At 72.3% G+C, this 13,487-nt stretch carries 12 protein-coding genes; 4 read left to right on the plus strand and 8 right to left on the minus strand.

The features are described 5' to 3' along the window. Position 1: 1 nt before the first annotated feature. Positions 2-910: an aminodeoxychorismate lyase gene (locus tag Q2K20_RS12670; protein WP_069388594.1), complete on the minus strand. Its 909-nt coding sequence runs from the start codon at positions 908-910 to the stop codon at positions 2-4. A 39-nt stretch (positions 911-949) separates the two neighbouring features. On the opposite strand from Q2K20_RS12670, the gene Q2K20_RS12675 reads away from it, so the two are divergent. Both Q2K20_RS12675 and Q2K20_RS12680 read left to right on the plus strand, forming a co-directional pair. After that, on the plus strand, positions 950-2,113 hold the full coding sequence (locus tag Q2K20_RS12675; protein ID WP_317176830.1) for a folate-binding protein: 1,164 nt from the start codon (positions 950-952) through the stop codon (positions 2,111-2,113). Between the two features lie 170 nt (positions 2,114-2,283). Further along, on the plus strand, positions 2,284-2,469 hold the full coding sequence (locus Q2K20_RS12680; RefSeq protein WP_067712007.1) for a DUF3073 domain-containing protein: 186 nt from the start codon (positions 2,284-2,286) through the stop codon (positions 2,467-2,469). A gap of 146 nt (positions 2,470-2,615) precedes the next feature. Here Q2K20_RS12680 and purM read toward each other — a convergent pair whose 3' ends face one another. The 4 genes from purM to Q2K20_RS12700 form a co-directional block, all read right to left on the minus strand. Next, complete coding sequence (gene purM / locus Q2K20_RS12685; protein WP_067712004.1) at positions 2,616-3,698, minus strand: phosphoribosylformylglycinamidine cyclo-ligase; 1,083 nt, start codon at positions 3,696-3,698, stop codon at positions 2,616-2,618. A 39-nt stretch (positions 3,699-3,737) separates the two neighbouring features. Next, entirely contained in the window at positions 3,738-5,369 is a 1,632-nt protein-coding gene (purF, locus tag Q2K20_RS12690; protein WP_069388590.1) for an amidophosphoribosyltransferase, read from the minus strand. A 201-nt stretch (positions 5,370-5,570) separates the two neighbouring features. Then, a complete protein-coding gene (locus Q2K20_RS12695) occupies positions 5,571-5,960 on the minus strand; it encodes a sterol carrier family protein (RefSeq protein WP_163377131.1) in 390 nt (129 codons plus the stop codon). Beyond that, entirely contained in the window at positions 5,957-7,549 is a 1,593-nt protein-coding gene (locus tag Q2K20_RS12700; protein WP_317176831.1) for an LssY C-terminal domain-containing protein, read from the minus strand. The genes Q2K20_RS12695 and Q2K20_RS12700 overlap by 4 nt, the downstream gene beginning before the upstream one ends. A 54-nt stretch (positions 7,550-7,603) precedes the next feature. On the opposite strand from Q2K20_RS12700, the gene Q2K20_RS12705 reads away from it, so the two are divergent. Then, positions 7,604-8,749, plus strand: coding sequence for a hypothetical protein (locus tag Q2K20_RS12705; protein ID WP_317176832.1), 1,146 nt, complete (start codon positions 7,604-7,606; stop codon positions 8,747-8,749). Between the two features lie 21 nt (positions 8,750-8,770). Here the strand turns inward: Q2K20_RS12705 and Q2K20_RS12710 are convergent, their stop codons facing one another. The 3 genes from Q2K20_RS12710 to Q2K20_RS12720 all read right to left on the minus strand — a co-directional run bounded on the left by Q2K20_RS12710 (position 8,771) and on the right by Q2K20_RS12720 (position 13,074). Next, entirely contained in the window at positions 8,771-9,439 is a 669-nt protein-coding gene (locus Q2K20_RS12710) for a YoaK family protein (RefSeq protein ID WP_317176833.1), read from the minus strand. Positions 9,440-9,479: 40 nt separating this feature from the next. After that, positions 9,480-11,780 (minus strand): phosphoribosylformylglycinamidine synthase subunit PurL, encoded by a 2,301-nt coding sequence (purL, locus tag Q2K20_RS12715; RefSeq protein ID WP_317176834.1) that lies wholly within the window; start codon positions 11,778-11,780, stop codon positions 9,480-9,482. Positions 11,781-11,862: 82 nt separating this feature from the next. Beyond that, on the minus strand, positions 11,863-13,074 hold the full coding sequence (locus tag Q2K20_RS12720) for a saccharopine dehydrogenase family protein (protein ID WP_159148462.1): 1,212 nt from the start codon (positions 13,072-13,074) through the stop codon (positions 11,863-11,865). A gap of 207 nt (positions 13,075-13,281) precedes the next feature. Between Q2K20_RS12720 and Q2K20_RS12725 the strand changes: the two genes are divergently transcribed. Further along, positions 13,282-13,476: a hypothetical protein gene (locus Q2K20_RS12725; protein ID WP_069388990.1), complete on the plus strand. Its 195-nt coding sequence runs from the start codon at positions 13,282-13,284 to the stop codon at positions 13,474-13,476. Positions 13,477-13,487: the final 11 nt, after the last annotated feature.

Here is a 13,487-nt window from a genome sequence, read left to right on the forward strand (position 1 = left end):
GTCACCCGCGGCCGACCGCGCGGTCGACCATGCCGACGACATCGATCCCGGGGTCCCCGGTCGACAGCGTCACATCGTCGACCCTGCGGACCCGCGCACACAGGGTCACCGAGGACAACAGCCACACCGCGTCCGCGGCCAACAGGTCGGTCAGCAGCAGCCGCTCCCGCCGCACGCGCACACCCTCGGCCCCGGCGATCTCCGCCATGGCCGCCAGGGTGGTGCCCTCGAGGATCCCCACCTCCGCCGGAGGGCTCACCAGCTCACCGCCGCGGGCGATCACCACGGTGGAACGGGGGCCCTCCAGCACCTCGCCGTCGGAGGACAGGTAGATCACGTCGTCGAACCCGGCCGCGGCGGCGTGCCGCAGCGCCGCCATGTTGGCCGCATACGACAGCGTCTTGGATCCGAGCAGCAGCCACGGGGCGGACGCGGCGACGTCCGACGCATACCCCCGACCGAGGGCCGTCACCGCGATTCCGTCGGCCCGTGCCCGCAGGGCCACCCCGCTCACGGGCGCGACGGTGATGTAGGCCGTCTCCCGCCCGCCGCGCTCGGGCCCGCGGGACAGCACCAACCGCAGCATCGCCTCCGAGTCCGGCCCCCACCGGCGCGCGGCCAGGTCGATGCCCGCCAGCCACTGCTCCGGGGACGGCCCGGTCAGCCCCAGCGAGGCCGCTGATCTGGCGAGTCGCGCCAGGTGACGTTCCGGCTTGGCGGGGCGGCCACCGACGACGAGGAGTGTCTCGAAGCAACCGTCGCCACGGACGGCGGCCAGGTCGTCGGCCAACAACAGTGGCTGATCGGACGGGTGGACCCGGGGACGCGGCCCCTCCGGACCGCCCGCGACGAGGACGACCACCCGTGCGTCGTCAGTCCGGTCGGTACCCGTTTCCGCTGCTGTGCCCATGCCGCCCAACACTACGGCGGGGTACGTAGACTCGCGATCGTGACCGACCCAGTTGTGCCCGAGCGGACCGACAGCGGCTACCGCAGCCCGATCCTGAACCGCCCCGGAGCAGTGAACCAGGCCGACACCTCCCCCGACGTCGGGGTGCCGTACCACTACGGCGACCCGTTCGGGGAGCAGCGCGCGGCCGACTCCGCGCCGGTGGTCGTCGACCGCTCCCACCGGGACGTCCTGACCATCGGTGGCGGCGAGCGGCTGACCTGGCTGGAGGGCTTCGTCTCCCAGCACGTGTCCGAGATCCCGGACGGTGGCGGCGCCGAGACGCTGGTGCTGGACGCGAACGGGCGGGTGGAACACCACGCGGTCCTCGCCGACGTCGCCGGCACGCTCGTCGTGGACACCGAACCCGGCCGGGGAGCGGACCTGCTGCAGTTCCTCACCAAGATGGTGTTCTGGGCCGACGCGACACCGGAGACCGCGGACCTCGCCGTCCTCACCCTCACCGGCGCCGCCCTCCCCGCCACCCTCGAGGCCCCGGACGGCACCGAGGTGACCCTGCCGGTCGGGGACTACGCCGGCATCCCGCTGCCGGGCGGCGGTGTGGCCCGGCGGATGCCCTGGCCCCTGACCGGATCGATCGACCTGCTGGTCCCGCGCTCCGAACTGAGCGCGTGGTTCGACGCGGCGGTCGCCGCGGGAGCGCGTCCGGCGGGTTCGTGGGCGTTCGAGGCCCTACGGGCGGCGGGGACGACCCCGCCACGCGGCCGCCTCGGGGTGGACACCGACGAGAAGACCATCCCCCACGAGCTCCCCACCTGGATCGGCGATGTGGCGCAGCGCGGCGCCGTGCACCTGGACAAGGGGTGCTACCGCGGCCAGGAGACCGTCTCCAGGGTCCACAACCTCGGACGGTCGCCCCGGGTCCTGGTCCGACTCCAGCTGGATGGATCCGCCAGCGACGAACTGCCCGTGCCGGGCGCCGAGGTCCGCGCCGCCGGCCGCCCCGTCGGACGCGTCGGGACCGTGGTCCAGCACCACGAGGACGGACCGGTGGCCCTCGCCCTGCTCAAGCGGTCCGTGGCCGCCGACGCCGCCCTCGAGATCGACGGGGTCGTCGCCGCCGTCGACCCGGACAGCGCCCCGGAGGACACCGGGACCCAGGCCGGACGAGAGGCCATCCGCCGACTCCGCGGCCAGGCCTGACACCCCCGCGGGGGTCGGATCACCCCCGCGGGTCACTGCCGGAGACGACTCCCTCGACACCCGGGCGGACATTCCGCGCCGGGCACGCTATCCTGTGGACAGGCAGATACTCACACTTGCAATGGGCACCCCCGAGGTGGCCCAGCACCGTTTCCGAGGGGGTCAGGTCAATGGGCCGAGGCCGCGCGAAGGCGAAGCAGACCAAGGTCGCTCGCGAACTCAAGTACAACACTCCGCAGACGGACCTAGAACGTCTCCAGCAGGAGTTGTCGGGTGGAGGGTCGCCGACGCGGCTCAGCACCGATGAGGACGATGACCCCTACGGGTCATGGTCCGACGGCGACACCAGGTACTGATCATCCCCCGTTCCCGGTAGACCCACGTGGGCCGGGCATCCCCGAGGATGCCCGGCTCACGCGTGTCACACTGGCCGGGACACCGCACCACGACACAGCGACCCGGCCGGAACTGCCCCGGCCGGGTCGCTGTCGTCTGCGAGCGGTCAGAACCGGGCGTGTGAACCCTCGAGTGTCACGCGGGGGGCGTCGGCGTCCTCGCCGGCCTTCTCCACGCGCCCGATCACCCAGTTCTCGACGTGGCGTGCGGTGAGGACGGCCTGGGCCCGGTCCACGTCCTCCTCGGGCAGGACGGCGACCATCCCGACCCCCATGTTGAACGTGCGCTCCATCTCGGCCTGTTCGACGCGGCCGTGGTGGGCGATGGTGCCGAAGACGGCGGGAACGGGCCAGCGCCCCCGGTCGAGGCGCGCGACCAGGCCGCGGGGCATCACCCGGGCGAGGTTCTCGGCGAGCCCGCCGCCGGTGACGTGGCTGAAGACCCGGACGTCGGTCTCCGCGATGAGGCTCAGGCAGTCGAGCGCATAGATACGCGTCGGCTCGAGCAGCTCCTCACCCAGGGTCCGTCCGAACTCCTCGACGTGCCCCTCGAGCGGAAGTCGGGCGAGCTCGAGGAGGACGTGCCGGGCCAACGAGTACCCGTTGGAGTGCAGCCCCGAGGAGGCCATGCCGATGATCACGTCGCCGGGGCGGACCTTCTCGGCCTGGAGGATCTCGTCGGCCTCGACGATCCCCACACCGGTGGCGGAGATGTCGTACTCCCCCGGGGCCATGAGACCGGGGTGCTCGGCCGTCTCCCCGCCCAGCAGCGCGCACCCGGCCCGGACGCAGCCCTCCGCGATCCCCTCGACGATGTCCGCGACGTGCTCGGGGACGACCTTGCCGATGGCGATGTAGTCCTGCAGGAACAGCGGCTCGGCACCGCACACCACGAGGTCGTCGACGACCATGGCGACGAGATCGATACCGACCGTGTTGTGGACGTCCATCGCCTGCGCGACGGCGATCTTGGTCCCGACGCCGTCCGTGGACGACGCGAGGAGCGGTTGCCGGTAGGTGTTCTTCAGCGAGAACAGGCCGGCGAATCCACCGAGGCCTCCCATCACCTCCGGCCGGGTCGCCCGCTTGGCGTGGGGGGCGAACAGCTCCACCGCGCGCTCGCCGGCGTCGATGTCGACGCCCGCGGCGGCATACGAGGCGCCGGTCGGGGGGTGTGAGTTGTCGGTCATGTGGTCTCTCCTCGTCGGCGCCCCTGGTCGGGCGCCCGTTCAGGGTCGGCGGACGGGGTCCGCGATGTCACTGCGGACCGGGAAGCGATCGGCCTCGAGGCCGTCGACCTCGGCTGCCAGCGCGCGCACGGCCGCGCTCATGGGCGAGTCGTCGGGAAGCTCGATGGGATAGTGCCCGTCGAAGCACGCTGCGCACAGTTCGTCGCCGCGTTGGCCGCTGGCCTCGATCATCCCCTCGACGGAGACGTAACCGAGGCTGTCCGCACCGATGGCGCGGCGCACCCCCTCGAGCATCCCGTCCGAGGCATCGACGCCGTTGGCGATGAGCTCGGCGGGACTGGCGAAGTCGATCCCGTAGAAGCACGGCCAGCGCACCGGCGGCGAGGCGATCCGGACGTGCACCTCACGGGCTCCGGCCTCGTACAACATGCGGACCAGGGCGCGCTGGGTGTTGCCCCGAACGATCGAGTCGTCCACCACCACGAGCCGCTGCCCGCGGATCACCTCACGCAGCGGGTTGAGCTTGAGCCGGATCCCCAGTTGCCTGATGGTCTGGCTGGGTTGGATGAACGTACGGCCCACGTAGGCGTTCTTCGTCAGCCCCTGCGCGAACGGGATCCCGGACTCCTGCGCGTAACCGACGGCGGCCGGGGTGCCGGACTCGGGTACCGGGATCACCAGATCGCCCTCGGCGGGATGCTCGCGGGCCAGGCGGCGCCCGATCTCCACCCTCGCGGAGTTGACCAGGCGCTGGTTGATCACCGAGTCGGGACGGGCGAGGTAGACGTACTCGAACACGCACGTCTTGGGGGTCGGGGGCGAGAGCTTGCGGGACCGTACGCCGTCGGCGTCGATCGCGATGAGTTCGCCGGGCTCGATGTCGCGGACGAACGAGGCGCCGACGATGTCCAGGGCCGACGTCTCCGACGAGACGACCCAGCCGCGCTCGAGGCGGCCGAGCGCCAGCGGGCGGACACCGTGCGGGTCTCGGGCCGCGTAGAGCGTGTTCTCGTCGGAGAAGGTGAGACAGTAGGCACCGCGCAGCCGGGGCAGCAGACGGGCCGCGGCCTCCTCGAGTCCCCCGTCGCGCGCCTCGTGGGCCAGCAGGGTCGAGACGATGTCGGAGTCCGAGTGGGTGCTCTCCTCCGAGTACCCGCCGATCCCCAGGTCCGTCGCGTGCCGTTTGAGTTCCTGCGTGTTGACGAGGTTGCCGTTGTGGCCGAGGACGACGGAACCGCCGTCGATGATCGGCCTGAACATCGGCTGGGCGTTGTCCCAGCTCGCCGCGCCGGTGGTGGAGTAGCGGCAGTGGCCGATCGCCACGTGACCGTGCATCGACTCGAGGGTCTGCTCGTCGAAGACCTGACTGACCAGGCCGAGATCCTTGTAGACCAGGACCTGCTCACCGTCCGCCACGGCGATCCCGGCGGCCTCCTGGCCACGGTGCTGGAGTGCGTACAGGCCGTAGTAGGTGAGCTTGGCGACGTCCTCGCCGGGGGCCCACACGCCGAAGACGCCGCATTCCTCGACCGGGCCGATGCGCTCGGCGTCGACGGGCAGGCCTGCGGGGCCGGGGGCTGACGGATCGGGCAGCCCGAGCCCGACGGCGGAGCTGCCACCGGGACGGCGGAGTGACCCGGACGGTGCCGGTCGTGACGACGTACTCTCCACCTGCTGGTGCTCCCTCGCGACTTTCGGGGCGGTCCGCCCGGACGGACCCCGGCGGTGCGCCTGCAAGTCTACGGTCACCGACCCCCGCGGCCCCAAAGTCCGGCGCGCAGCCCCCCTCCGCCGGGCGTCCGCGCCCGCCCCGTCACGAGGCACCCGGCCGGGCCCCACCCCCCGGCTGAGCCCCGCACCCGGTCGGGCCCCTCACCCCGGCCGGACGACCGGCAGCCCCGCGGCGACCGCCGCCGCCCGGGTCCCCGAGGCGCGCACCCGGCCCTCGGAGATCGCCGAGTCCCAGTCGAGCCGGCCCGTCGCCAACTCCAGCCAGGTGCGGGGGTCCGTCTCGACGACGTTCGGGGGGCTGCCGCGGGTGTGCCGGGGCCCCTCCACGCACTGCGCCGCGGCGAACGGCGGCACCCGGACCTCGACCGACCGTCCCGGCAGCTCCGCCGCGAGGATCTCCACGGTGCCGCGGACCGCCGCCGCCAACGCGGACCGACCAGGTCTGGCGGTCGCCTCGTCGTCGTCGTCGAGCCACGGTGTCACCGCCTCGACGGCCGCGCGCACCGCCGCGGCGTCGGGGACGCGGCTCACGTCGGATCCCCCGCCGCCACGGTGACCGGGCCCTCGGCAGCCGGCAGTCCCCGCGCGCCCGTGCGCACGCCCCGACGGCGGTCGCGACGGTCCTGGGCGGTGCGCCGACTCCACGTCCGCGCGGCCAGGCTCGTGAGCAACAGCATGATGAGGACGTTGACCGCCAGGACGGGGTACCCGCCGAGGAACGTGTCCTGCTCGGCATCTGTGGACACGCGCCCGTACTCGGTGGAGACGGTGCTCACCACGGTCAGTGTCAGCAACCACACGCGCGGCCTGGCATACCCCAGGTAGGTGAGCAGTGCCAGAACCCCCATCGCGCCGTAGGTCGCGCCGATGAACAACGCGAGCACCACGACCGCGGGCACCACCTCGGACTGCTCGAGCCCCGCGAACTCCTCCAGGTCCGTCCCGCCCAGCAGGTCGCGCAACGCCAGCACGGTCAACACGAGGACGCTGACGGCGACGAGGGCGCACCCCGCGGTGAGCGCCGCCGGCCGCGGCAGGTGGCCGGGGTCGGGCGCGACGTCGTCGGCCGGACGGTCCGGATCCCCCGAGGCGACGCCGCCCTCGGCGACCGGGTCGTCGAACCCGCGGGCCGCGCGCACCACGCCCGGCGGCAGGTCGGCCGCCGACGCCTCGGGCACCGGCACGGTGCGCAGGTCCAGCACGGGCAGGTCCCCGTCGGTGCGGATCGCGTCACCGCCGCCGTTGCGGGAGTGGTAGCCGGTCGAGAAGTTCTCCAGCACCCGGACCCCCACACCGGGGACGTGGTACCGGATCGAGTCGACGATGTAGTCGCGCTCGACGTCGATGTCCGCGTCGATCTTGTGGGTCACCTGGAGGGTGAACAGCGACAGGCCCACCGCACGGTCGTAGGTGCCGGCGCCGAGCCACTGCACGCGGTGCCCGCCGGGCAGCAGCCACCCGTCCGGGCACCGCCAGAAGCGCACGTGGTGGCGCTGCGCGGCGTTGCCCTCGACCTCCTGCTGATACGCCAGGCACTGCCGGCGACCGAAGAGCCGCAACGGACTGACCGGCGCCGACGGGTAGGACCGACGCAGGACCGAGGACATGACGATCCCCCACGAGGAGCGGACCGTGATGTCGTCGGCCAGCACCCAGCCGCAGGCGGTCATCGCCTCGTGGATCTGGCGGGCCGTGCCGTCGACGGCGAGGTTGACCGGATCCCCCAGCAGACCGTCGGAGGTGCGGGTGCGGGCGATGAAGTACCCGGGCACGTACACCGACGTGACGAGTGTCTGCAGGCGGGGCAGCACCAGGTAGGCGACCAGCGCCCAGAACGGGATCAGCAGGAACAGATGCCACCAGGTGTGGTGCCAGACGTCGCCCAGCAACCGCCAGCCCAGCCAGCCCGCCGACAGGGTGGCGACAGCGAAGAACACGGTGTCCACCGCGAGTCCCGGCAGGGGTGGCCGCACCGTGTCGTCGCGGACCTTGGTCGGCGGGCTGACGTAGACGGGCGGTTCGGTCGGGCGGCCGGGCTCGACGGGGACTCCCGTCACGGCCGGAGCCGCCGGGTCGGCGCCGCCGCCCGCGACGGGCGTCGTGCGCTCGCTGGTGGACATGGATCGACGATAGCCGCCGGTCCGTCCCGTGCGGAGCCCGATCACTGCGAGAATATGTGCGTGCCCACGCCCGACCCCACCCCCGCGAGCAGCCTGACCGTCCACGAGGACCACCTGCGCGCCCTGGGGTTGCCGCTCGTGATCGCCCCGGCCACCCGGCGCCGCGAGGTGCTCCCCCGCTCCGCCGGCCTCGGCGCCGGGCTCGCGGTGGCCGCCACCGGGATCGCCGCCGTGGACCGGTCGAACGACTACATGATCGCGCTGCTCGAGCGGGCCGGGCCGGGGGCGGAGCCGGATCTGCTCGACGCCCCGGAGCCGATCGCCGAACTCCTCCTGCTGGCGGTCGCGCTCTGGGTCGCCGCCCCACTCGTGGGATGGCTGGTGTCGACGGCGGCCCGTCGCGCGCGCCCGGTGGTCGGCTCGGCGGTCGGTCTCGGGGCACTGATCGCCCTCGTCGTCGTCCCCCACGTCGTGTTCGACCCCCACGACGGCCCCTCGTACCGCACCACCGTCCTGCTCGCGGTGGGCGTCCTGGTGGGCACCTACACGGGGCTGGGCTCGCTGGTGCGCTGGTCGGCGCGGCGCGTGCGGCGGGAACTGGCCACCATGGGGCCGATGGTGGCGAGGGTGCTGCCGATCCTCATGCTGGCGGTGCTGTTCCTGTTCTTCAGCGTGGAGATCTGGCAGGTCATGGTGGAACTGTCCTGGCCGCGGACGTTCGCCGTGCTGGGCGTCATGGTAGCGCTCACCGTGCTACTGGTGGGCATCTCCACCCGCGACGACATCCTCCAGGACCTGGGTGGGCGCGCGCCGGAACATCCGCTGCGTCCGGGCGAGCGGGTGAACCTGGTGCTGGTGCCCGTGCTGGCGACCCTGATCCAGGCGGCGCTGTTCGCCACGCTCGTGTTCCTGTTCTTCGTGACCCTCGGGTGGATCGCCGTCCCCGAGATCACCGAGACACGGTGGACGCTGCGCCCTCCCGACGAGCCCGGCGGGCTGCTGTTCGGTCTCCCGGTCAGCGTCACCCTCGTGCGCGTGTCGCTGATGCTGGCGACGTTCTCCGCGCTCAACCTGGCCGCCGCGGCGGCCTCCGACACCGCGCACAAGGAACGGTTCGTACGTCCTATGCTCGACGAGGTGGTCCGTGGCCTCGCGGCGCGGGAGGCCTACCTGGGGGCACGACGACGAGGGCTGCCGTAGGCCCGGGGCCCTGACGGGCCGTCAGGGGGTGCGGTAGTCCCGGGCGCGCAGCAGGACGGTCACGACCGCCGCGCCGATCACGACGGCCGCCGCCAGCGCCAGCGCGGTGGCGCCCATGGCCAGGTGCAGCACCGCGCCGGCGACACCGCCGAGCACGAGCGCGGACCACAGGGCCACCTGATGGCGGTACGGGGCCCACGACCCCCCGGCCAGCGCGTCGACCAGGCGGTGGGCCGACTTCACCACGGCGCCCGTCATGTACGTCACGCCGAGCGAGACCTCGCCACGGGAGTGGAAGACGGAGTTCATGGCCCCCATCGATGCCGCCGCCGCCGCGACGGACACCGGCGTCCCGAGCACCGTGGCCGTGGTGGCCCAGTGCAGGACGAGCGAGAGCAGGAGCAGGAACGCCACGAGGGACAGGACCGCCGGTCGGTCGTCGAGGTTGCGACGTCGGGTCACCACCGCGCCCCCGACCGCCCCCAGGAAGAAGGAGACCAGCACGACGGCGGCGATGGCGGCACCTGCGAGGTCACCGCCCGAGAGATCGACGACCATGCGGGTGGAGTTCCCGCTCATGAAGGACACGAAGTAGCCGCCCACCACGAGGAAGCCGACGGCGTCGACGAACCCCGCGGTGGCGGCGAGCACCACCGCGAGGACCCGCTCACGCCCGCGCAGGTCGCGCATCCGCCCGCCTGTCCCCGGTCCGGCCGTCCTCCCCGACGACTCAGACGGGGTCGACGCCGAACAGCGCCGGCAGCGTCCCCTCGTGGGCGGCGCGCAACTCGTCGGTGGTGAGGGTGAACTGGCCCTGCACCTCGAACGTGCCCGAGTCGGGGTCGGTCACGCCGACCCGCGCGTGCGGGATGTTCTGCGCGGTGAGCATCTGCTGGAAGCGGATCTCCTCGCCGCGCGGCACGGAGACGATCACGCGGCCGGCGGACTCGGAGAACAGCCAGACGAACGGGTCGGCGCCCTCGGGCAGCACGACGCGGATGCCGCACTCGCCCGCCAGCGCCGACTCCACGAGAGCCTGCGCGAGGCCGCCCTCGGACAGATCGTGGGCGCCGGTGATGAGGCCGTCCTTCGAGCTGGTCGCCATGATGCGGGCCAGGGTGGCCTCCCACTTCAGATCCACCGTGGGCGGCAGTCCGCCGAGGTGGTCGTGGGCGACCTGGGCCCAGATGGACCCGTCGAGCTCGTCCCGGGTCTCGCCGAGGAGGTAGATGCTCTCACCGGGGGTGTCACCGAACGCGGTGGGCGTGCGGCGGGCGACGTCGTCGAGCACGCCGAGCACGCCCACGACGGGCGTCGGCAGGATCGGCGTGGAGCCGGTCTGGTTGTAGAACGAGACGTTGCCGCCGGTGACGGGGATGCCGAGCTCGGCACACCCGTCGGCCAGGCCGTGGACGGCCTCGCGGAACTGCCACATCACGCCCGGGTCCTCGGGGGAGCCGAAGTTCAGGCAGTTGGTCACCGCGACCGGGGTGGCGCCGGTGACGGCGACATTGCGGTACGCCTCCGCCAGGGCCAGCCGGGCACCGGTGTACGGGTCGAGCTTGGTGTAGCGACCGGAGGCGTCGGTGGACAGCGCGATGCCGCGACCGGACTCCTCGTCGATGCGCAGGACGCCGCCGTCGGCGGCCTCCGCGAGGATCGTGTTTCCGCGGACGTACCGGTCGTACTGCTCGGTGATGAATTTGCGCGAGCACAGCGCCGGGCTGGAGATCATGTCCAGAAGGGTCTGACGCAGCTCGTCACCGGTGGCCGGGCGGGCCAGGTTCGCGGTGGTGTCTGCCTGCAGGGCGTCCTGGTCGGCGGGGCGCTCGACGGGGCGCTCGTAGACCGGTCCCTCGTCGGCCAGCGACTCCGGCGGGGCGTCCACGACGGTCTCGCCGCGGAACTCGATGGTGAGCCGGTCGCCGTCGGTGACCTCGCCGATGTCGGCGGCCAGCACGTCCCAGCGGCGGCACACCTCCATGAAGGCCTCGACGTTCTCCGGCGTCACCACGGCGCACATGCGCTCCTGCGACTCACTGGAGAGGATCTCCGCGGCGGTCATGCCCTCCGCACGCAGCGGGACGTTGTCGAGCACGATGTGCATGCCGCCGTCGCCGGCCGCAGCCAGTTCGGAGGTGGCGCACGCCAGGCCGGCTCCGCCGAGGTCCTGGATGCCCACGACCAGTTCCTCGCGGTACAGGTCGAGGCAGCACTCGATGAGGACCTTCTCCATGAACGGGTCTCCCACCTGGACGGCCGGGAGCTTGCGGGGCTTGACCGGCGCGCCGTGTTCATCCACGTCGAAGGTCTCGGAGGCGAGCACCGACACGCCACCGATCCCGTCGAGGCCGGTGCGGGCACCGAACAGGATGATCCGGTTGCCCGTGCCGGACGCGAACGCCAGGTGCAGGTCCTCGACGCGCATGACGCCCGCGCCGAGGGCGTTGACCAGAGGGTTGGCGGCGTAGGACTCGTCGAACACGGTCTCGCCACCGATGTTGGGCAGGCCCAGGCAGTTGCCGTAGCCGCCGACGCCCGCCACGACGCCGGGGAGCACGCGGTGCGTGTCGTCGGCGTCGGCGGGGCCGAAGCGCAGCTGGTCCATGACGGCCACCGGCCGCGCACCCATCGCCATGATGTCGCGGATGATCCCGCCGACACCGGTCGCGGCGCCCTGATAGGGCTCGATGTACGAGGGGTGGTTGTGGGACTCCACCTTGAACGTCACGGCCCAGCCGCCGCCGATGTCCACGACGCCGGCGTTCTCACCGATGCCGGCGAGCATGGACGAGCGCATCTCGTCGGTGGTGGTCTCCCCGAAGTACTTCAGGTGCACCTTGGACGACTTGTAGGAGCAGTGCTCCGACCACATGACGGAGTACATGGCCAGCTCGGCGTCCGTGGGGCGGCGCCCCAGGATCTCCCGGATGCGGGCGTACTCGTCCTCCTTGAGTCCGAGTTCCGCCCACGGCTGGGCGAGCTCGGGGGTGTCGGAGGCGTGCGAGATGGAGTCCACGTGAGAGGTCACGGGGCCGAGTCTAGTCGGCCCCGTCCGGGTGGCGAATCGACGCCTTCGGCCCCACCTCGTGCGGGGTCGCCCGGGGTCCGACCTACGTCGACAGGACCTCGAACGTCAGGCCGCCGCGCTGGACCCGGTCCAGCAGAGCGTCACCCATGGCCTGGGCCGTGGTGAGCTGACCCGAGAGCGCGGGCAGGTCGTCGAACGCCAGGCTCAGACCCGACTCGGCGAGCATCATCGACGTCTCGGTGTACCCCGGGTCGCCCCCCGAGACCCGGGTGACGATCCGACGTCCGCCGGCGAGCGCGACGAACGTGACGTCGAACGATGACCGGGCCCGGCGGGACTCGCTCGGCCCGGCCCCGCGGTCGATCCGCTTGAGGATCTGCGACCGGATGGGGCCGACCTGCGAGCCGAGCGCGAGCGCGCCGACACCGACCATGCCGGCCGTGGCGGTGACGGGCGAGCCGACCGAGGCGTAGTGCGAGTAGGTGAAGTCCGGCCCGTAGCTCTCGAGGGCTGCGGCCGACCGCAGGACGATCTGCGGGTCGATGGTCGGCAGCGGCACGAGCCAGCGGCCCAGCACGCTGTCCCGGTGCGGCTTGCCCTGGACCGACTTGATCCGCCGGTCGGCGACCCTGCCCTCCTTCTGGCGCCGCAGCTTGGCGGTCTTCGCCGCGTCCCGCAGGCGCGCGAACTGGCCGATGGCCGAGTGGAAGGTTCCGCCGGAGAACTGGGCGTCCGCGTGGACGGCCCCGTACACCACCGCCGGCACACCCTCGGGCACCTGCTTCATGGTGTAGAACACGCCCAGGTCGTGGGGGATCGAGTCGAAGCCGCAGGCGTGGACGATCCGTGCGCCGGAGGCCACGGCCGCGTCGTGATACTCGAGGTACATGCGGTCCACGAACTCGGGCTCCCCGGTCAGGTCCACGTAGTCGGTTCCGGCCTCGGCGCAGGCGGCCACCAGGGGCTCGCCGTACTCGAGGTACGGGCCGACCGTGGTGATGATGACGCGAGCGGACCGCGCCATCTCCGCCAACGATCGCGCGTCGTCGGTGTCCGCGACGACGACCCCGGGCGCGGGGACGTCCGGCATCTCGGTGGCCAGTCGGGCGACGATCGCGTCCAGCTTGGTCCGGTTCCGACCCGCCACCGCCCAGGAACCACCCTCGGGCATGTGCCGCAGCAGGTACTCGGCCACCAGTCCCCCGGTGAACCCGGTCGCACCGTAGAGGACGATGTCGAACGGCCGGTCGGCCTTGTCGGAGGCGGAGACGGGCTGGTTACTGGTTTCGCTCATCCCACGGTTCTACCGCATCGACCGCGGTCGGCGGGCGACGCACGGGGCGCAGCCGGCCACGAGTGGCGCGAGTGACCTCTGTCACTAATGTGAAGAAAGTTGAACCATTGTCCACCAGATAAGGGCAAAATCATCTCGCGCGCGCGACCACCCGGGGCGCCGCATCTCGCCCCGGTCATTCCGGGGCGTACCTCTTAAGGAGACCCCATGGACCTCACCGGTTCGATCGCCGACGCCACCGTTCCCTTCAGCATCGAGACCTTCGGCAGCTTCGACGGCGTCGGCTCCTCCGCCGTGGACACCATCCTCGGCTTCGTCCTTGAGCTGCCCCTGACGATCCTCGGCCTCGTCGCCGGCATCGGTGGCGACCTGGGCAGCACCCTCGGCAGCCCGCTCGGCTGATCCACCCCTGC

It is taken from the genome of Dietzia sp. IN118, assembly GCF_032905965.1.
In the GTDB taxonomy this organism is placed as follows: domain Bacteria; phylum Actinomycetota; class Actinomycetes; order Mycobacteriales; family Mycobacteriaceae; genus Dietzia; species Dietzia kunjamensis.

Excerpts from the sequence above, each read along its gene's own strand:
- Q2K20_RS12705 (WP_317176832.1), top strand. The coding sequence starts at position 7,604 with ATGTGCGTGCCCACGCCCGACCCCACCCCCGCGAGCAGCCTGACCGTC.
- Q2K20_RS12720 (WP_159148462.1), bottom strand. The coding sequence starts at position 13,074 with ATGAGCGAAACCAGTAACCAGCCCGTCTCCGCCTCCGACAAGGCCGAC.
- Q2K20_RS12700 (WP_317176831.1), bottom strand. The coding sequence starts at position 7,549 with ATGTCCACCAGCGAGCGCACGACGCCCGTCGCGGGCGGCGGCGCCGAC.
- purM (WP_067712004.1), bottom strand. The coding sequence starts at position 3,698 with ATGACCGACAACTCACACCCCCCGACCGGCGCCTCGTATGCCGCCGCG.
- Q2K20_RS12725 (WP_069388990.1), top strand. The coding sequence starts at position 13,282 with ATGGACCTCACCGGTTCGATCGCCGACGCCACCGTTCCCTTCAGCATC.
- Q2K20_RS12680 (WP_067712007.1), top strand. The coding sequence starts at position 2,284 with ATGGGCCGAGGCCGCGCGAAGGCGAAGCAGACCAAGGTCGCTCGCGAA.
- Q2K20_RS12670 (WP_069388594.1), bottom strand. The coding sequence starts at position 910 with ATGGGCACAGCAGCGGAAACGGGTACCGACCGGACTGACGACGCACGG.
- Q2K20_RS12710 (WP_317176833.1), bottom strand. The coding sequence starts at position 9,439 with ATGCGCGACCTGCGCGGGCGTGAGCGGGTCCTCGCGGTGGTGCTCGCC.